The organism is Burkholderia sp. MSMB2157WGS (assembly GCF_001532755.1).
In the GTDB taxonomy this organism is placed as follows: domain Bacteria; phylum Pseudomonadota; class Gammaproteobacteria; order Burkholderiales; family Burkholderiaceae; genus Burkholderia.
In genome coordinates this window covers 49,258-67,767 of the sequence record NZ_LPJG01000041.1, presented here as the reverse complement: position 1 = coordinate 67,767, position 18,510 = coordinate 49,258, and the positions used below count along the sequence as shown (strand labels likewise).

18 protein-coding genes and 1 riboswitch are annotated in these 18,510 nt (G+C 68.9%); of the genes, 10 read left to right on the top strand and 8 right to left on the bottom strand.

The window, feature by feature from the left end; all coding sequences use genetic code 11:
* Positions 1 to 204: 204 nt before the first annotated feature.
* Entirely contained in the window at positions 205 to 1,845 is a 1,641-nt protein-coding gene (locus tag WT53_RS26230; RefSeq protein ID WP_060262261.1) for a gamma-glutamyltransferase family protein, read from the bottom strand.
* 211 nt (positions 1,846 to 2,056) lie between these two features.
* On the opposite strand from WT53_RS26230, the gene WT53_RS26225 reads away from it, so the two are divergent.
* Positions 2,057 to 2,836, top strand: coding sequence for a DeoR/GlpR family DNA-binding transcription regulator (locus tag WT53_RS26225; protein ID WP_034208319.1), 780 nt, complete (start codon positions 2,057 to 2,059; stop codon positions 2,834 to 2,836).
* A gap of 301 nt (positions 2,837 to 3,137) precedes the next feature.
* On the top strand, positions 3,138 to 3,335 hold the full coding sequence (locus tag WT53_RS26220; protein ID WP_006477892.1) for a hypothetical protein: 198 nt from the start codon (positions 3,138 to 3,140) through the stop codon (positions 3,333 to 3,335).
* Between the two features lie 90 nt (positions 3,336 to 3,425).
* Here the strand turns inward: WT53_RS26220 and WT53_RS26215 are convergent, their stop codons facing one another.
* Positions 3,426 to 3,794, bottom strand: a complete 369-nt coding sequence (locus WT53_RS26215; RefSeq protein ID WP_034208320.1) for a hypothetical protein — start codon at positions 3,792 to 3,794, stop codon at positions 3,426 to 3,428.
* Positions 3,795 to 3,956: 162 nt separating this feature from the next.
* Between WT53_RS26215 and glpD the strand changes: the two genes are divergently transcribed.
* From glpD to WT53_RS26200, 3 genes are all read left to right on the top strand, one after another.
* Positions 3,957 to 5,480 carry a glycerol-3-phosphate dehydrogenase gene (gene glpD / locus WT53_RS26210; RefSeq protein WP_059822899.1) on the top strand — a complete coding sequence of 508 codons (1,524 nt, stop codon included), beginning with the start codon at positions 3,957 to 3,959 and terminating at the stop codon, positions 5,478 to 5,480.
* Between the two features lie 104 nt (positions 5,481 to 5,584).
* A complete protein-coding gene (gene glpK / locus WT53_RS26205) occupies positions 5,585 to 7,087 on the top strand; it encodes a glycerol kinase GlpK (protein ID WP_059780539.1) in 1,503 nt (500 codons plus the stop codon).
* Positions 7,088 to 7,167: 80 nt separating this feature from the next.
* Positions 7,168 to 7,884 (top strand): MIP/aquaporin family protein, encoded by a 717-nt coding sequence (locus WT53_RS26200; protein WP_027785355.1) that lies wholly within the window; start codon positions 7,168 to 7,170, stop codon positions 7,882 to 7,884.
* A gap of 252 nt (positions 7,885 to 8,136) precedes the next feature.
* On the opposite strand, the gene WT53_RS26195 is transcribed toward WT53_RS26200, so the two are convergent.
* The 3 genes from WT53_RS26195 to WT53_RS26185 are packed head-to-tail and all read right to left on the bottom strand — an operon-like array spanning position 8,137 to position 10,820.
* Entirely contained in the window at positions 8,137 to 9,390 is a 1,254-nt protein-coding gene (locus WT53_RS26195; protein ID WP_060262259.1) for an NAD(P)/FAD-dependent oxidoreductase, read from the bottom strand.
* Between the two features lie 4 nt (positions 9,391 to 9,394).
* Entirely contained in the window at positions 9,395 to 9,703 is a 309-nt protein-coding gene (locus tag WT53_RS26190) for a non-heme iron oxygenase ferredoxin subunit (protein ID WP_034208324.1), read from the bottom strand.
* Positions 9,704 to 9,737: 34 nt separating this feature from the next.
* The gene (locus tag WT53_RS26185; RefSeq protein ID WP_034208325.1) at positions 9,738 to 10,820 is read right to left on the bottom strand and encodes a fatty acid desaturase family protein; all 1,083 of its coding nucleotides are present in this window, start codon (positions 10,818 to 10,820) and stop codon (positions 9,738 to 9,740) included.
* A gap of 165 nt (positions 10,821 to 10,985) precedes the next feature.
* Here WT53_RS26185 and WT53_RS26180 point away from each other — a divergent pair, with 165 nt between their 5' ends.
* The 5 genes from WT53_RS26180 (at position 10,986) to WT53_RS26160 (ending at position 16,008) form a co-directional block, all read left to right on the top strand.
* Positions 10,986 to 12,050, top strand: a complete 1,065-nt coding sequence (locus WT53_RS26180; RefSeq protein ID WP_034208326.1) for a LacI family DNA-binding transcriptional regulator — start codon at positions 10,986 to 10,988, stop codon at positions 12,048 to 12,050.
* A gap of 141 nt (positions 12,051 to 12,191) precedes the next feature.
* Complete coding sequence (locus WT53_RS26175; protein WP_034208327.1) at positions 12,192 to 13,247, top strand: hypothetical protein; 1,056 nt, start codon at positions 12,192 to 12,194, stop codon at positions 13,245 to 13,247.
* The gene (locus WT53_RS26170; RefSeq protein WP_034208328.1) at positions 13,244 to 14,071 is read left to right on the top strand and encodes a TIM barrel protein; all 828 of its coding nucleotides are present in this window, start codon (positions 13,244 to 13,246) and stop codon (positions 14,069 to 14,071) included. The genes WT53_RS26175 and WT53_RS26170 overlap by 4 nt, the downstream gene beginning before the upstream one ends.
* A 74-nt stretch (positions 14,072 to 14,145) precedes the next feature.
* The gene (gene iolG / locus WT53_RS26165) at positions 14,146 to 15,132 is read left to right on the top strand and encodes an inositol 2-dehydrogenase (RefSeq protein ID WP_034208329.1); all 987 of its coding nucleotides are present in this window, start codon (positions 14,146 to 14,148) and stop codon (positions 15,130 to 15,132) included.
* A gap of 189 nt (positions 15,133 to 15,321) precedes the next feature.
* On the top strand, positions 15,322 to 16,008 hold the full coding sequence (locus WT53_RS26160; RefSeq protein ID WP_034208759.1) for an HAD family phosphatase: 687 nt from the start codon (positions 15,322 to 15,324) through the stop codon (positions 16,006 to 16,008).
* A gap of 91 nt (positions 16,009 to 16,099) precedes the next feature.
* Here the strand turns inward: WT53_RS26160 and WT53_RS26155 are convergent, their stop codons facing one another.
* From WT53_RS26155 to WT53_RS26145, 3 genes are all read right to left on the bottom strand, one after another.
* The gene (locus tag WT53_RS26155; RefSeq protein ID WP_034208330.1) at positions 16,100 to 16,330 is read right to left on the bottom strand and encodes a hypothetical protein; all 231 of its coding nucleotides are present in this window, start codon (positions 16,328 to 16,330) and stop codon (positions 16,100 to 16,102) included.
* Between the two features lie 187 nt (positions 16,331 to 16,517).
* Positions 16,518 to 17,228 carry a 3,4-dihydroxy-2-butanone-4-phosphate synthase gene (gene ribB / locus WT53_RS26150; RefSeq protein WP_034208331.1) on the bottom strand — a complete coding sequence of 237 codons (711 nt, stop codon included), beginning with the start codon at positions 17,226 to 17,228 and terminating at the stop codon, positions 16,518 to 16,520.
* Positions 17,229 to 17,346: 118 nt separating this feature from the next.
* Positions 17,347 to 17,495: riboswitch (FMN riboswitch) on the bottom strand.
* Between the two features lie 208 nt (positions 17,496 to 17,703).
* Positions 17,704 to 18,390 (bottom strand): helix-turn-helix domain-containing protein, encoded by a 687-nt coding sequence (locus WT53_RS26145; protein WP_034208332.1) that lies wholly within the window; start codon positions 18,388 to 18,390, stop codon positions 17,704 to 17,706.
* Between the last annotated feature and the right edge of the window lie 120 nt (positions 18,391 to 18,510).

Here is an 18,510-nt window from a genome sequence, read left to right as displayed (position 1 = left end):
ATCTTAGCCGGACTTTGACGTTCGTGCTCCAAAGCACTGACCATACCCGACAGGCGCAGTTCCACGGCGTCCGTTGCCGTTCGTTAGACGAGGCCTTCGAACCGCTTGCGCGCGTGCGACGGTATCCGTCGCGCCAAACGAAACGGGCGGCCGTCGGGCCGCCCGCGATGCATGGAAATTGCCGGTAACGCTGGAAGCGATCCGTCAGAAACCGGCCGCGAGCCCATCGCGCCGGCTGTCGCTCGCGGCCACGTAGCCGCGCTCCGGATCGTCGGGATCGAGGCGCCAGACGAACTGCCCCGAACCGAAATCCATGTAAGGATCGTCGATCGACTTGATCGTGTGGCCGCGGGCAGCCAGCGCGTCGACCGTCGCGCGGTTCATCGTCGCCTCGACGTCGAGCGTGAAGTCGCGGTTGACCTTCCAGCGCGGCGCGCAACATGCGGCCTGCGGCTGCTGGCCATAGCCGAGCATCCGCACGACGGTCTGCAGGTGGCCCTGCGGCTGCATGTCGCCGCCCATCACGCCGAAGCTCATCACGGCCTCGGTGCGGCCGTTGGCTTCCTCGGTGACGAACGCCGGGATGATCGTGTGGAACGGCCGCTTGCCGCCCGCGACGACGTTCGGCGAAGCCGGGTCCATCGAGAAGCCGTGCCCGCGGTTCTGCAGCGCAATGCCCGTGCCGGGCACGACGAGCCCCGAACCGAAGCCCATGTAGTTCGACTGGATGAAGCTCACCATCATGCCGCGTTCGTCGGCCGCCGACAGGTAGATCGTGCCGCCCGAATGCGGACGGCCGGCGGCGAAGTGCGTCGCGCGTGCAGGATCGATCAGCTTCGCACGTTCCGCGAGATAGGCGTCGTCGAGCATCTGTTCGGGCGTGACGTCCATCGCGCGCGGATCGGCGACGTAGCGATAGACGTCCGCGAACGCGAGCTTCATCGCCTCGATCTGCAGATGCTGCGAATCGACCGAGTCGACCGGCCATTCGGTCGCGCCCGCATGCTCGGCGATGCCGAGCGCGATCAGCGCGGCGATGCCCTGCCCGTTCGGCGGGATCTCGTGAATCGTGTGGCGGCCGAAGCGCTTGCCGATCGGCTCGACCCATTCCGGCCGGTACGCACGCAAGTCGGCTTCGGTCAGCGCCCCGCCGCCTTCGCGCGCGAACGCGGCGATACGCTCGCCGAGCGCGCCTTCGTAGAACGCACGGGCGCCGTCCTTCGCGAGCGTGCGCAGCGTCTGCGCATGCCCGGGCAGGCACATGCGTTCGCCGACGAGCGGCGCGCGGCCGCGCGGCATGAAGGTGTCCGCGAAGCCGGGCAGGCCCTGCAGTTCGGGAACGGCCGCCGCCCACTTGTGCGCGACGATCGGCGACACCGAATAGCCGCGCTCCGCGATCTCGATCGCCGGCTCGAGCAGGTCCGCGAACGGCAGCGAACCGAACTTCGCGTGCAGCGCTTCCCAGCCCGCGATCACGCCCGGCACGGTGACGGTGTCCCAGCCGCGCGTCGGCTGGTTCGCGATGCCGTGCGCGTTGGCGCCGTGGCGCTTGCGGAAGTAGTCGACGTTCCACGCGGCCGGCGCGACGCCCGACGCATTCAGCCCGGACAGCCGCTCGCCGTCCCACACGAGTGCGAATGCGTCGCCGCCGAGCCCGCACGACACGGGCTCGACGACCGTGATCGCGGCGGCCGCGGCCAGCGCCGCGTCCACCGCGTTGCCGCCCTTCCACAGCATCCGCAGCCCGGCCTGCGCGGCAAGCGGGTGCGACGTCGACACGACGTTGCGCGCGAACACCGGAATGCGGGTCGACGGATACGGGTTGTGCCAGTTGAAATCAGTCATCGATACCACCTCGTCGAAAGCCGAATGAACGCGCCCGCGCGAGCGGGCAATCCGCCATTGCAGCGCGATCAGCGCAATCGTACAAATTCATTTGTGACATGAATCCATGCAATTTCTGCATGAATCACGTGCGCCGACGGCCGGCTGGCCGGCCGAACGCCGTTGCCGCCCTTACAATACCCGCTCCGTCTCACGACCCGACCATCGAGCCATGACCCGAGATCCCCGCCTCACCCTCAACGCGCGCCAGCAGGAATTGCTCGAATGGGTGCAGCGCGACGGCTTCGTGACCGTCGACGATCTCGCCGCGCATTTCGCGGTGACGCCGCAGACGATCCGCCGCGACGTGAACTGGCTCGCCGACCTGAACCTGCTGCGCCGCTACCACGGCGGCGCGAGCCTGCCGACCAGCTCGGAGAACGTGTCGTATACGGCGCGCCAGCGGATGTTCCACGACGAGAAGCGGCGCATCGCGGCGCTCGCGGCGTCGCACATCCCCGACCAGGCGTCGCTGTTCATCAACCTCGGCACGACGACCGAGGAAGTCGCGCGCGCGCTGAACCGCCATCACGGGCTGCACGTGATCACGAACAACCTGAACGTCGCGTCGATGATGAGCGGCTACCCCGACTGCGAGGTGCTGATCACGGGCGGCATCGTGCGGCCGTGGGACAAGGGCATCGTCGGCGAGCTCGCGATCGACTTCATCCGCCAGTTCAAGGTCGACTACGCGATCATCGGCACGTCGGCGATCGAGGCCGACGGCACGCTGCGCGATTTCGACACGCGCGAGGTGCGCGTCGCCGAGGCGATCATGCAGCATGCGCGCACGGTCTACCTCGTGACCGACCATTCGAAGGTCGGCCGCCCGGCGCTGGTGCGCCAGGGCCATCTGAGCCAGGTGCACGCGCTTTTCACCGACAAGCCGCTGCCGCCCGACATGGCCGACACGGTGGCCGCCGCCGGCACCCAGGTGTACGTCGCGGAATGACGCTCGCGATGCTGCAGCGCACCTGAAACTTCAAGTGAAATCAAGAAGTTGACGCCGCGCGCGGACCGCTCGCGGCGGGCCCTTCTGTCAAACGGAAAATTAACGGGGCACGATTTGTCGTTGCCTGCGCACTCGACTAGACTCCAGTTCCCCGGCCCGTTCGCCGATCCGCCTGTGCCAGGGCGGTGCGAATCGCAGGCCGGCGAATGCAGCTTTTCCCCCCAAGCCATACCCTCGCGGGGTATCGCGCGGCGGCGTGTGCGCCGGCCGCGCGGGCAGTCCGATTGCCATGGAGAGAACGATGCTGAGTCCGCATGAATTCGCCACCCTCTTGCTTGTGAAGGACGCGCCTGATCAGCGCGACATGGATCGGGATGAACTGGACATCCTGCTCGAACAACAGCTCGTCCGCCTGGAAGGCCTCGGCTCGGGACGCAAATACTGCGTGACCGAGACCGGCGACGCCGCGCTGCGATCCATCAAGTACCGCTATTCGTAAGCCCCGCCGCTTTGACCCGAACGCGCGGCCGGACTCCGGCCGCGCGTTCGTTCCGGCCTCCCGCCTGCCCGCCGTTCGCCACCGCCGGCATCAGCCGCCGCGCAGCGTCGGATCGACCGCCGCCCGCCAGCTGATGGCCTGCGCGCGCGCCCCGTTGAAATAGGCGATCCAGCCGGCGCGCGCCGCCGCGTCGGGCGCCACATAGTGGGTCGAAAGTTCGTTTACGAACGCACAATAGTTCGCCTCGGTCAGCCCGCGATACCGTTTCGCGACGTACGCGTCGTACAGCGCCGAGTAGACCGGCTGCGCGTCCGCGCCCCAGTCGCGCGCCGCGCCGCCGCACGACGTCTGCAGGTCGACGAACGACGGCGCCCGCCAGTTGCCGGCGAGCGGCGGCATCCCCGCGCTGCACCCCGCCAGAAGGACGGCGCCCACGCCGGCCCACATCCCAATACGCATGATTCACCTCGCGAAACGGTCGATTCCGCCAGTATCGTCCGGGATCGGCGGACGCGCTACTGGCCCCGCTTTTTCGAACTTTACTTTTTCGATTTCGTTCGTTAAATTTCGAATTCGAACATTTCATGTTCGCCCCATTTCAACAGACGATAAGGACAGCAGGTGACCCAACCGAATCGCTACGATCTGCTCGTCGTCGGCGGCGGCATCAACGGCGCGGGGATCGCGCGCGATGCGGCCGGCCGCGGCCTGTCGGTCATGCTCTGCGAGCAGGACGACCTCGCGTCGCACACGTCGTCGTCCAGCACGAAGCTGATTCACGGCGGCCTGCGTTACCTCGAGTACAACGAGTTCGGGCTGGTGCGCAAGGCGCTGCAGGAACGCGAAACGCTGCTGCGCGCGGCGCCGCACATCATGTGGCCGCTGCGCTTCGTGATGCCGCACATGCCGAACCTGCGCCCGGCCTGGCTGATCCGCATCGGCCTGTTCCTCTACGATCACCTCGCGAAGCGCGAACTGCTGCCCGGCTCGCGCGGCATCGACATGCGCCGCCATGCGGCCGGCGCGCCGCTGATCGACTCGATCAAGCGCGGCTTCGTGTATTCCGACGGCTGGGTCGACGACGCCCGCCTCGTCGTGCTGAACGCGATGGACGCGAAGGAGCGCGGCGCCGAGATCCTGACGCGCACGAAGCTCGTTTCCGCCGAGCGTCGCGGCGACGCATGGGAAGCGCGGCTGCAGCAGGCCGACGGTTCGATCCGCGTCGTGCATGCCCGCGCGATCGCGAACGCGGCCGGCCCGTGGGTCGGCGAAGTGCTGCACGGCGCGCTCGGCCGCGGCGCGCATCACAGCGTGCGGCTCGTGAAGGGCAGCCACATCATCACGCGCCGCCTGTTCGATCACGACCACGCGTACATCTTCCAGAACCCGGACAAGCGGATCATCTTCGCGATTCCGTACGAGCACGATTTCACGCTGATCGGCACGACCGACGTCGAATACACGAACGATCCCGCGAAGGTCGCGATCGATCGCGACGAAACGCAGTACCTGTGCGATTCGATCAACCGCTACTTCAAGCGCAAGATCTCGCCGGCCGACGTGCACTGGACCTATTCGGGCGTGCGCCCGCTGCTGGAAGACGAGAACGCGGCGAACGCATCGGCCGTCACGCGCGACTATCGCCTCGAGCTCGACGACGGCGCGGGCGCCCCGCTGCTGTCGGTGTTCGGCGGCAAGATCACGACGTTCCGCAAGCTCGCGGAAGAAGCCGGCGACATGCTGTGCCGCGCGCTCGGCCGCGACGCGAAGACCTGGACTGCCGGCGTCGCGCTGCCCGGCGGCGACATCGCGAACGCGAAGTTCGACGAGTTCGCCGGCGCGTTCGCGAAACGCCATCCGTGGCTACCCGCCGCACTCGCGCGCCGCTATGCGCGTGCGTACGGCACCCGCGCGGAGCGCGTGATCGACGGCGCGAAGTCGCTGGCCGATCTGGGCGCCGAAATCGCGCCGGGCATCCACGACGCGGAACTGCGCTACCTGCGCGACGCCGAATGGGCGACCTGCGCGCAGGACGTGCTGTGGCGACGCTCGAAGCTCGGGCTGCACGTCGCGCCCGGCACGCTCGATGCGGTGACCGCCGCGGTCGACGCATGGTTCGCCGCCGCGCATGCGCCGCACGCCTGATTCGAATGCTGTTGCAGTTGCCTGACCGACGTTGACTCACCGACGCGCCGCCCACATGCGGCGCGCATCACAACTAAGCCAATCCACGGATGGAGATGAGAGACATGCAGGACCAGTACATCCTCGCGCTTGACCAGGGCACCACGAGTTCCCGCGCGATGCTGTTCGATCGCCAGGGCAATATCGTATCGATCGCCCAGAAGGAATTCGAACAGATCTACCCGCAACCCGGCTGGGTCGAGCACGACCCGCAGGAAATCTGGTCGACGCAAGCCGGCGTCGCCGCGGAAGCCGTCACGCGCACGGGCCTGAACGGCACGTCGATCGCCGCGATCGGCATCACGAACCAGCGCGAAACGACGATCGTCTGGGATCGCGAGACGGGCCAGCCCGTCTACAACGCGATCGTCTGGCAGGATCGCCGCACGGCCGACTTCTGCGATTCGCTGAAGCAGCAGGGCCTCGAAGCGAAGGTGCGCGCGAAGACCGGCCTGCCGATCGACGCGTACTTCTCCGCGACGAAGATCCGCTGGATTCTCGACAACGTGCCGGGCGCGCGCGACAAGGCGCGCCAGGGCAAGCTCGCGTTCGGCACCGTCGACAGCTGGCTCGTGTGGAACTTCACGAAGCACGAGCTGCACGTGACCGACGTGACCAACGCGTCGCGCACGATGCTGTTCAACATCCATACGCGCGAGTGGGACGGCGAGCTGCTCGAGTTGCTCGACATCCCGCGCAGCATGCTGCCGGAAGTGAAGGCGTCGTCGGAGATCTACGGCCACACGAAGACCACCGTGTTCGCGTCGAAGATCCCGCTCGCCGGGATCGCCGGCGACCAGCACGCCGCGCTGTTCGGCCAGATGTGCACGACCTCGGGCATGGTGAAGAACACCTACGGCACCGGCTGCTTCCTGATGATGAACACCGGCGACAAGCCGATCGAGTCGAAGAACAACCTCGTCACGACGATCGCGTGGCAGATCGGCGACGACGTGCAGTACGCGCTCGAAGGCAGCATCTTCATCGCGGGCGCGGTCGTGCAGTGGCTGCGCGACGGCGTGGGCCTCATCAAGACGGCCGCGGAAATCGAGGCGCTCGCAGCCAGCGTGCCGCATACCGACGGCGTCTACCTCGTGCCCGCGTTCGCCGGCCTCGGCGCGCCGCACTGGAACGCACGGGCGCGCGGCTCGGTGTTCGGCGTCACGCGCGGCACGAGCGCCGCGCATCTCGCCCGCGCGGCGCTCGATGCAATCGCGTACCAGTCGCTCGACGTGCTGGCCGCGATGGAAGCCGACTCGGGCATCAGCATCGGCGAGCTGCGCGTCGACGGCGGCGCGAGCGCGAACGACCTGCTGATGCAGTTCCAGGCCGACCTGCTCGGCGTCGACGCGGTGCGTCCGCAGATCACCGAGACGACCGCGCTCGGCGCGGCCTACCTCGCGGGCCTCGCAATCGGCTACTGGAAGAACCTCGACGAAGTGCGCGACCAGTGGCAGCTCGATCGCCGCTTCGCGCCGTCGATGCCGAAGGAGCAGGTCGAGCAGCGCATGGCCGGCTGGCAGCGTGCGGTGCGCGCCGCGAAGGCATGGGCCGACGACACGCAGTAACCGCAACACCGTCGAACGAAATACAACAACACCGGCGGACCGCGCAGCGCGCGAGTCCGCCGCACTCTACGAGAGACAACATGTCACCTTATATTGCGGAATTCATCGGCACGGCGATCCTCGTGCTGCTCGGCAACGGCGCGGTCGCGAACGTGCTGCTTGCGAAGACCAAGGGCAAAGGCGCGGACCTGATCGTGATCGTGATGGGCTGGGCGATGGCGGTATTCGTCGCCGTCTACGTGACCGCGTCGTTCAGCGGCGCGCACCTGAACCCGATCGTCACGATCAGCCTCGCGCTCGCGGGCAAGTTCGCGTGGTCGAAAGTCGGCGGCTACGTGCTCGCGCAGATGCTCGGCGGGATGGCAGGCGCGTTGCTCGTGTGGCTCGCGTATCGCCAGCACTTCGCGAAGGAAGCGGATGCGGACCTGAAGCTCGCGGTGTTCTGCACGGCGCCGGCGATCCGCAGCGTCACGCACAACGTGCTGACCGAAGCGATCTGCACGTTCGTGCTGATCCTCGGCGTGCTGTACCTCGCGTCGCCGCAGGTCGGCCTCGGCGCACTCGACGCGCTGCCCGTCGGCCTGCTGGTGCTCGGCATCGGCATCTCGCTCGGCGGCCCGACCGGCTATGCGATGAGCCCCGCGCGCGACCTGTCGCCGCGCATCATGCATGCGCTGCTGCCGATCCCCGGCAAGCGCGACAGCGACTGGCGCTATGCGTGGGTGCCGGTCGTCGGCCCGCTGCTCGGCGGCGCCGCGGCAGCCGGCCTGTATCTGCACCTGCACGCGACGATCTGATCGCGGTTTCGCCCGAGCTGGCGCGCGGCAGCGGTTGCCGCGCGCTGCCGCGCTCTCCGCTCCTTCCCCCGCTTCATTCTCACGTCGTCGTCGGCTGTCGCCGCTCGTCGGTCGTCGTCGGATGCCTGTCGTCGGCCGTCGCTGTCTTCGTCGCTGTCTTCGTCGCTGTCTTCGTCGCTGTCTTCGTCTTCGTCGCCGTCTTCGTCGCTGTCGACCCGCCTGAGGCCGCGCTCGGGCCGGCACCGCAGCGCGTCACCGCCGATCGCTCGCGGCCGATACCAGCGACTTCAGCTTCACCGCCGCATCCGCGACCGCGTCCGGCGTCACGTCGATCCCGCGCTCGACCAGCATGCGCGCGACGCGCATTTCCTTCGCGAATCCCGCTGCACGGCCGAAGCCGCTCGCCGCGACGAGCCGCTCGCTCGCGTCGAAGTGGAAATGAATCTCGACGTCCTCGCCGAGCATGCGCGCGACCGTGCGCTCGCCGAGTGCCGGTTCGCCGGCCACCTGCAGCTGCGCGTCGTATTGATCGGACCAGAACCACGGCGTGTCGCGATACGGTTCGTCGGCACCCAGCATGTTGAGTGCGGCGACGCGTGCCTGCGTTTCGGCGCCGTGCCAGGTTTCCTGACGCACGAGCCGCCCGGACGACCCGCTCGGGAACACCGCGACATCGCCGGCCGCATAGATGCCGGGCGCCGACGTCTCGAGCCGCGCATTCACGACGATCCCGCGATCGACGGCGAGGCCCGCCGCACGCGCCAGCTCGTCCGCGGGTTCGATCCCGATGCCGGCGACCACGGTATCGGCGATCAGCGTATCGCCGTCGTCGAGCACGACGGCCAGTGCGCCGTCCGGCCTGCGTGCGATCGCGACGGGCCGGCGGTTCAGGCCGATCGCGACGCCCCGCTGCACATGCAACGCATGCACGCGTGCCGCGATCGGCTCGGGCACCGCGCGGCCGAGCAGCCGCGGCGCCGCATCGAGCACGGTCACGCGGCAGCCGCGCTGCCGCGCCGACGCCGCGACTTCGAGACCGATGAAGCCGCCGCCGATCAGCACGATCCGCGCGTCGGGCACGAGCCGCGCGCCGAGCGCGGCCGCATCGTCGAGCGTGCGCAACGCGACTACGCCGTCGAGCGCCGCGCCCGGCACGCCTAGACGGCGCGCGCGGCCGCCCGTGGCGAGCAGCAGCGCGTCGTAGCCGAACACGTGCCCGCCCGACAAGCGCACTTCGCGTGCGCGCGGATCGATGCGCTCGACGGTCGCGACGATCCGCTCGATACGATCGGCCGCCCATGCGTCGGCATCGCGCAACCGACATTGCACCGCGCTGCGCTCGCCGGTCAACACGCCCTTCGACAACGGCGGCCGCTCGTACGGCAAATGCGGCTCCGCGCCGATCAGCACGATGCGCCCGCGCCAGCCGGACGCGCGCAGCACCTGCGCCGCGCGGCCGCCCGCATGGCCCGCGCCGACGATCGCCATCACCCGGTCGCCCGTCATCGCGTCATACCTCGATCAGGATGCGGCCGTCTTCGATCTTCGCGCGGTAGGTGCGCAGCTTCTCGCACGCGGGCGCCGACAGCGGCCGGCCGTCGCGCACGTCGAAGCGGCCGTTGTGCTTCGGGCATTCGATCACGTGATCGATCACGAGCCCGTCCGCGAGATGCACGTGCTCGTGCGTGCACAGGCCGTCGCTCGCATAAACCTCGCCGTCGATCCGGTAGATCGCGTACGTGCGGCCGGCATGATCGAAGCGCGCGACGTCTTCGTCGTCGATGCCGTCGAACGCGCCGGTGTCGATCCATTGCGTCATGGTGTGTCTCCTTCGTCGGGATAGTCGATCACTGCTAGGCGCGCGCGGCACCGGGCACCGGCCGCACGACGTAGTCGGACGGGTCGCGCGTCTGCCGGACCAGCGCCGGCACGATCTCCGCATACGCGGCCAGCGTGCTGCGGTACGGCGGCGGCATGTCGGCCTTCACGGCTTCGTGCAGCTTCGGCAGCGCATGGAACGGCACCATCGGGAACATGTGGTGCTCGACGTGATAGTTCATGTTCCAGTACAGGAAGCGGAACACCGGATTCATCATCACGGTCCGGCAGTTGCGCCGGTGATCGAGCACGTTCTCCGGCATGCCCGCGTGCTGCGTGAGGCCGAAATACAGATACAGCCATGCGCCGTAGAGGCTCGGCAGCCCGATGTAGAGCAGCGGCAGGATCGTGCGCCAGTACAGCGCGGCGCCCGTCACGAGCACGTAGATCGCGAGATGAATGCGTGACTCGCGCACGACCTTCGGCCATTCCGATTCGGGCACGTAGGTGCGCTCCTCGTCGTCGAGCCGGCCGGTGACCGACACCGCGATCATCTTGCGCAGCTCGCCGGCCACGTGCTTCAGCGCGACGACGTTCAGCGCGAGCGCGAGCCAGTCGGTCGGCTTCGGCGCGGCGATTTCCGGATCGCGCCCGACGACCAGCGTATCGGTGTGATGGCGCGCATGACTCCAGCGCCATGCGGTCGCGCGGCGGAACACCTGGAACGACGCGACCTGATACAACGCGTCGTTCATCCAGCGCGTGCGGAACGCGGTGCCGTGCCCGCATTCGTGCCAGCGCGAATCGGCGGGGCTGCAGTAAAGCGTGCCGTACACGAAGAACGCCGGGATCGCCCACGCCGAATGCGCACGCCACGCCAGCCACGCGAGCGCGCCGCTGATCGCGATCGCCGCGTACCAGATCAGCGTGTCGCGAATCGCACGCGCATCGCCGCGCTGCATCAGCTGCTTCATCAACGGCCGCGGCACCGCGCAGCGGTACCACGCGGCGTTCACGAGCCCGGCCGCGTGCGCGCGCTCGCCGGCGCCGCCGATCATTCTGTATTCCTGACGGCGCGCTGCCGTGCTCGCGCGTGCCGGGTCGTCGGTATGGGCCACTTCTGTCTCCTCGGGTTCTCGTGCGCGGCAAGCGCTTCGCAACAAGACCGAAATTAGGCGAGCGGCCGCCCCGCCTCAATCGAAACGTTGACGAAATTTCGCCATCGCTTTAGCGTTCCCGACAACGCCACGCGATCGATGGCGCCCCCCACGATGGAGACGACCATGGCAGGTGAATCCGGGCCGCGCTGGCGCAAGCGCACCGCGCGCTTCGACGAGATCGCGGCGCTCGCCGGCGTCAGCACGACGACCGTCGACCGCGTGCTGAACGAACGCGGCAGCGTCTCCGCGCAGGCGCGCGAACGCGTGGTGGCGGCCGCTCGGCAGCTCGGCGTGCCGCGGCAACTGCCCGACACGCGGCACGGGCTGATCCACGTCGACGTGCTGCTGCCGGATACCGACGCGCCGTTCTTCCGACGATTGCAGCAGGCGCTGCAGCGCTCGCTGCAGATGCTCGACCGGCGCGTGGTCGTGCACCGGACGATCCTGCCCGCCGCCGACGACGAGCGCGCCGCCGCGCTGATCGAACGGCCCGCGTACCGGCGCGCGGCGCTGATCGTCACCGCACACGACACGGCCCGCATGCGCGACGCGCTCGCCGGCGCGATCGCGCGCGGCGAGACCGTCGTCACGATGGTCACCGACATCGGCGGCATCGACCGCGCGCACTTTGCCGGCATCGACAACTATCGCGCCGGACGCACGGCCGGCTACTACATCGGCCGACTCGCGGCGCGCCCCGGCCGCGTGCTGCTGCTCGGCGGCCGGATGGGCTACCGCGCGCACGCCGACCGGATGGCCGGCTGCCGCGACCAGCTCGCCGACGCGTTCGCCGCCGTGCGCTGCGACGACGCGCCGGTCGAGACGCTCGATCAGGACGACCGTTGCTACCGCGCGGTGTCGAAGGCGCTGCAGGCGCACGACGACGTGGTCGCGATCTACAACAGCGGCGCCGGGTCGGCCGGGATCGAAGCGGCGCTGCGCAAGGCCGGTGCGATCGGGCGCGTCGTGTGGATCGGCCACGAGATGATCGACCTGCACCGCACGTTCATCGAAGCCGGCGCGATGGATCTCGCGATCGATCAGGATCCCGACGGACAGGCGCTTTCCGCGCTGCAGCACGTGCTGCATGCGTGCGGCATCGTCGAACAGCCGCCACCGGACGACCCGGTCGAATTCCGCGTGTTCTGTCCGGCGAACGTGAGAACGAGCGCGTACCTGCACGCGTGAATCGCGCCGCACGGCGTGCCGCATGCTCGACGAAAAAATCGATCGCCGCATTGGCGATATTTCGTCAACGTTTGTCATGCGGCTCGCGCCGCGCATCCGTACAGTGATCAGCCATCAACAGACGACGACGGACAGGAGACGATGGCTGAACCGATCCTCATCGGCGTGAACCTCGACGGCGTGCTCGAGCACGACGGGCTGCCGCCGCCCACGCCCGCCGAGCGCTTCCGGATGGTCGCCGCCGCCGGCGTGTTCGATTACGTCGAAAAGAACCCGGTGCGCGGCGAGGACCTGTCGCCGTATTTCGCGCTGGTCGACCGCCACGCGCTGCCGATTCGCGTGATCGGCGGCATCTGGCGCGCGGGCCGCGACGAAGCGCATGTCGCCGAGATCGTCGCGGCAGGCGCCCGCTTCGGCAGCACGGTGCTCAACTGCCAGTTGTTCGCGCACCACGCGGACGGCCATCCTCTGTCGGATCGCGAAGTCGCCGATTTCTACCTGCGCGCCTACGCATGGGGCGAGCCGGTCGGCTGCCTGCCGAGCCTCGAAGTGCACGTCGACATGTGGAGCGAGCATTTCGCGCGCGTGGCGCGCGTCGCACGGCACGTCGAGCAAGCCGGCGCACCGTTCCGGATCACGCTCGATCATTCGCACCTGCTGTTCAAGATCGGCAATCGCGCCGAACTCGACGCGGCGGGCCTGCGCGAATCGGCCGACGGCGGCCGCGCGATGCTCGACCCGGCATCGCCCGCCGCGATCTACGCCGACTGGATCGCGCGCGGCTGGGTCCGGCATGCGCATGCGCGCAGCGTGACGCCGAACAACCCCGACAACCGCTGGATGCGCCGCGCGGACGGCAGGCCCGGCCGCGGCATCCAGTATCCGTTCGTCGCACCCGCGCCGGGCGCCTATCACGGCGAATGGCGTGCAGAGGCGCTCGATCCGTGGAAGACCGCGCTGCATCAGTTGCTGCAAGCGCAAGCGCAGGCTCCCGCTGGCGCCCAGCCGGCACGACTCGAACAGATCAGTTGCGAGTTCATTCCGTTTCCCGACTACGGCGGCGGCGCCCGCTATTCGATCTTCGACAACAACGTCGCGTGCGCGCAATGGCTGCGCGACGCCTGGCAAGCGCTTGCCGCGCACGCCGGCACCCGATCCGGACCCTGCCCCACTCGAGCCCCAAGGACAGAACGATGACGCAAGCCCTCCACTTCTCGCTGAACCGGATGAGCGCGCCGCGCTTGCCGCTCGACCGCTACGTCGCGCTGTGCCGCCGCCTCGGCGTCGACGCGATCGAGATCCGCAACGATCTCGATGGCGTCGAGCTCGCCGACGGCACGCCGGCGGCCGCCGTACGCGCAACGGCCGAAGCCGGCGGCGTGACGATCCTGACGATCAACGCGCTGCAGCGCTTCGAGCAATGGAACGCCGAGCGCGCTCACGAGGCGACCGCGCTGGCCGACTACGCCGCGCAATGCGGCGCGCGTGCGCTGGTGCTATGCCCGACCAACAGCCGCGGCGACACGCGCGGCGCGGACGCGCGTCATGCGGATCTCGTGACGGCGCTGCAGGCGTTGAAGCCGATCCTGGACGCCCGCGGCCTGCTCGGCTTCATCGAGCCGCTGGGTTTCGAGGAGTGCGCGCTGCGCCGCAAGTCGGACGCGGTGAAGGGCATCTACGCGGCGGCGGGCGAATCGGTGTTCCGGCTCGTGCACGACACGTTCCATCATCACCTCGCCGGCGAAGACATTTTCTTCCCGAACCTGACGGGCCTCGTGCACATCTCGGGCGTCGAGGAAACCGACCTGCCGGTCGACCGCATGCGCGACGGCCACCGTGTGCTGGTCGGCGGGGCCGACCGGCTCGGCAACATCCGGCAACTGCGCGCGCTGCTCGCGCGCGGCTACCGCGGCGCGTTGTCGTTCGAGCCGTTCGCGAACGAGATCGCCGAAGCCGGCGACATCGAGGACCGGCTGCGGGCGAGCATCGACTATGTGCGCGACGCGCTGGCGGATCGCTGAGCGGACGGTCGTGACGGTGCGCGGCCCACGCCGGCGCGTATCGTGAAAAAAAGCATCATCCCAAGGAGCACGAAATGATCGAATTCGCTTTGTTCGGCGCGGGCAGAATCGGCAAGATCCACGCGGCGAACCTCGCGCGCCATCCGGGCGCGACACTGAAGTACGTGATCGACCGGCACGCGCCGTCGGCGGAAGCCCTCGCCCGCGCGCATGGCGCTCGAGCCGCCGACATCGAGCGCGCGCTCGGCGATGCGTCGGTGCGGGCCGTCGTGATCGCGTCGAGCACCGACACGCACGCGGACCTGATCGTCGCGGCCGCGAACGCGGGCAAGGCGGTGTTCTGCGAGAAGCCGGTCGACCTCGCCGTCGAACGCGCGCGTGCGTGCGCGGACGTCGTGCGGCGCACCGGCGTGACCTGCATGATCGGCTTCCAGCGCCGCTTCGACCCGACCTTCGCGGCGCTGAAGGCGCGCGTCGACCGCGGCGAAATCGGCGCGCCGGAAATGCTGGTCGTCACGAGCCGCGATCCGGGTGCGCCGCCGGCCGACTACATCCGCAGCTCGGGCGGCATTTTCAAGGACATGCTGATCCACGACTTCGACGTGTTCCGCTGGATCCTCGGCGACGAAGCGCAGATGCTGCACGCGACGGGCAGTTGCCTGACCGATCCGGCCGTGCGCGACGCCGGCGACATCGATTCGACCGCCGTGACGATCCGCACGCGGCGCGGCTTGCTGTGCCAGATCAACACGTCGCGGCGCGCGGCCTACGGCTACGACCAGCGCTTCGAGCTGCTCGGCAGCCACGGGATGCTGCAGGCCGGCAACGTGCGGCCGACCGAGGTCAGCGCATGGCTCGCGGGCGGCATCGCGACGGACGTGCCGGAGCCGTTCTTCCTCGAACGCTACCGGCACGCATACGCGGCCGAGATCGCGCATTTCGTCGACGCGCTGCGCGACGGCACGCCGGTCCGGACGACGATCGACGACGGGCTCGCCGCGCTCGAACTGGCCGAAGCCGCGACGACGTCGTGGAAAACGGGGCACGCGATCGAGCTGTGACGCGGCACACGACGGCGGCGATCCGGGCAAGCGGACCGCCGCCACGCGATCGGCGGCGCGACCGGCACGGCGTGCCGCACCGGCACGGCCGCATCGGGCAAATTTGCCGCTACGTCGCGCGGCCTGCGCGCGAAAGCACGTATGATGGCGAATCGATCGGCGTCGCCGATCTCCCGCGTTTTCATCACCATGCTCGATCACCTCATCTGCGACTGCGACGGCGTGCTCGTCGACAGCGAAGTCATCGCCGACCGCGTGCTGCTCGACACGCTATCCGCCACGTTCCCGAACCTCGATTTCGAAGCCGCCGCGAAGTCGGCATTCGGCCAGCAGACGTCGCGCTTCCTCGCCGGCATCGAATCCCGCTTCGGGATCGAGATGCCCGCCAACTTCATCGAGACCATCGAGCACAACATCGAAGTCGCGCTCGCGCAATCGCTCGCGCCGATCAGCGGCGTGCGCGACGCGCTGCTGAAGGTCGCGCTGCCGGCCGCCGTCGTGTCGAACAGCCGGCTCGTGCGCGTGCGCAGCTCGCTGAAGCGCGCATCGCTCACCGAGATCTTCGGCGAGCGCGTGTTCAGCTCCGAACAGGTCGCGCGGCCGAAGCCCTACCCCGACGTCTACCTGCATGCGGCGCACACGCTCGGCGTCGAGCCGGCACGCTGCATCGTCGTCGAGGACAGCATTTCGGGGTTGAATGCCGCGCGGGCGGCCGGGATGAAGACGATCGCGTTCGTCGGCGCGAGCCACATCCCCGACAACTACGCGGACGCGCTGCGCGCGATGGGCATCACGCGGATCATGCGCAGGATGGACGAACTGCCGGCGCTCGTCGAAGCCGGCATGCGCGGCGAATTCGGCGACGTGCCGTGGTGACGGGCGGCGCAGCCGCGGGAATGGCGACCGCGCCGTAATGTAAAGGCGATGGGCGGAACGCGGCAGCGCATTCCGCGTGCTGTGCCGATGGTTATTGGCCGAACGGACGCAGCCAGTGCTCCGGCACCCCGTCCCATTCGGTCACGAACGGCATCGGCGTCGGACGGGCATTCTCGCGCCAGCCCCCCAGCCAGTTGGCAAGCAGGTTCAGGAGCGTGCCGGGCTTGCAAGCGGGCAGGCTCGGCATCGGCATCGGCTTCCCGTTCGACCAATCGAAACCGCCGCTCACGTGACCGCATTCGGCCGCATTGATTTCACGCATCTGGTATTTCCTCCGTTGATTGACTGACCGCCCCGCCCGGATAGGGCGCCGGGCGGATCCAGGCCCGAAGCAGGCCGGACAATCGACGGCCGGCATGCTTCGGAGTCCGGTAGTCTAGGAGGTCGCCCTCATGCCGGACATCGGAGAACGTCCATTTCCGCAGGGTCGCGTGCGCGGTGCGGCGTCGTCACGCCGGCTCGCAGCAGCGTTCGCGCGCCGCCGCCAGCGCCTCGCGGAACTCGACGAGTTCCGCGATCGTCAGCATCGGCAGCCCGTGCCGTTGCGCGAAGCGCTCGACGTCGTCGCCGCGCGTCATCGTGCCGTCCGGATTCATCAGCTCGCACAGCACGCCGGCCGGTTTCAGTCCCGCGAGAATCGACAGGTCGACCGTGCCTTCGGTGTGACCGCGGCGCGCCAGCACGCCGCCCGGTTGCGCACGCAACGGAAACACGTGGCCGGGGCGCACGATGTCGTACGGCTTCGCATCGTCGGCGATCGCCGCGCGGATCGTCGTCACGCGATCGGCCGCCGACACGCCGGTATGCACGCCTTCGCGCGCCTCGATCGACACGGTGAACGCGGTGCCGTTGCGGCTTTCGTTGGTCTGCACCATCGGCGGCAGCTCGAGCGCGCGCACCGTGTCGTCGGTCAGGCACAGGCACACGATGCCGCTGCACTCGCGAATCAGCAGCGCCATCGTCTCGGGCGTGATGCGCTCGGCGGCGACGATCAGGTCGGCTTCGTTCTCGCGGTCGTGGTCGTCCTGCAGCACGACCGCGCGGCCGGCGCGCATCGCGTCGAGCGCAGCGGCGATGCGCGGCGGCACCGGTTCGGAATCCAGCAACGGGAGATCGGCAAAGGCGTCGGCAGGCGCCGACGAAACGGACATCAAGGACATGTGAAACGCTCCTCGCAAATACGATTTGGGCGAAAAACGTTTCAGGGCATTGCAAACAGACAGAACGACAACCCGCTTCGCATGCAGCGCGAAGCGGCCCTGACGGACATGACTATCTGCACATCTTCTCTCATCCGGACTGTGACCGTCGGCTCTGGCATTCGACCAGATCTGCTGACCCCGCGCGGATGCGCGGGCGCTCGCGGGCTCGCCGGCTTACGCCGGCCTACCGCCGGTGGGGAATTTCACCCCGCCCTGAAGACGCACTGATTGCCGGACGGGAACGCCCCGTCATCGGCGGGCCAAGCATACAACAGCCGCGCGCGACGCGCAGCGAACGACCGGTAAAACCTTACTGACGACTCCGTCTAACGGCCTCGTCCGAACGGCCGGCGGACCGACCCGCGACGCCGCGACGGCCGGCGAAGCGACGCCGCGACGGCCGGGAAACGCAGTCGCGCCGCGCGGCACGCGATCAGTTGGCGGCGGCGTGCGCCGCGTCCGGCACGAGCCAGCGCGGCGGCACCTCGGGGCTCACCGTCACGCGGAACGCACGCGCTTCGCTGTCGCCCGGGTTGCGCAGGCTGTACGGCTGGTCGGCATCGAACACGATCGCATCGCCGGTCGCGAGCAACTGGCGGCGGTCGTGCACGCTGACCTCGAGCGTGCCTTCGCTGACGACGAGGTTGACCGTCGTGCCGGGTGCGCGGCGCGTGCCGGGCTCCGTATGCAGCGGCGCGATCCGCAGCTCGTGGAATTCGGCCGCGGCCGGCTCGCCTTCCGGGTACAGCGCACGTGCCGAGAAGCGGCCGTTCGAGCTGACCACGCGCGACGCGCGCTCGGCCGCCAGATGCTCGAAACCGTTCACCGCATGGCGCCGCAGGAACGCGGCGACCGACACCTTCAGCGCCGCCGCGATCTTGCAGAGCACCTTGATCGACGGCACGCTGCGCGCCGATTCGATCTGCGCGAGCATCGCGCGCGACACGCCGGACAGCCGCGCGAGCGCATCGAGCGACAGTTGCCGCTCGGCGCGCAAGCGCGCCAGGTTCACGCCGACGACCTGCTCGAGCGCGTCGAGCGACGCGGACGCGCGCAGGTCGGCGGCATTGCCGGACTCGAAGGAAGACACGTCGCGCACGAGCGCCAGGGATGAAGACATAGCATGGCCTCCGGGCCGCCGCGCGGCCCTGCATAGGGGGTAAGCCGGAATCGGGTTGCGCCGGTCGTGGCGCGTATCGAGACGCTATCACCCGCCCTTGCACGGGCAAACGAAGTTATC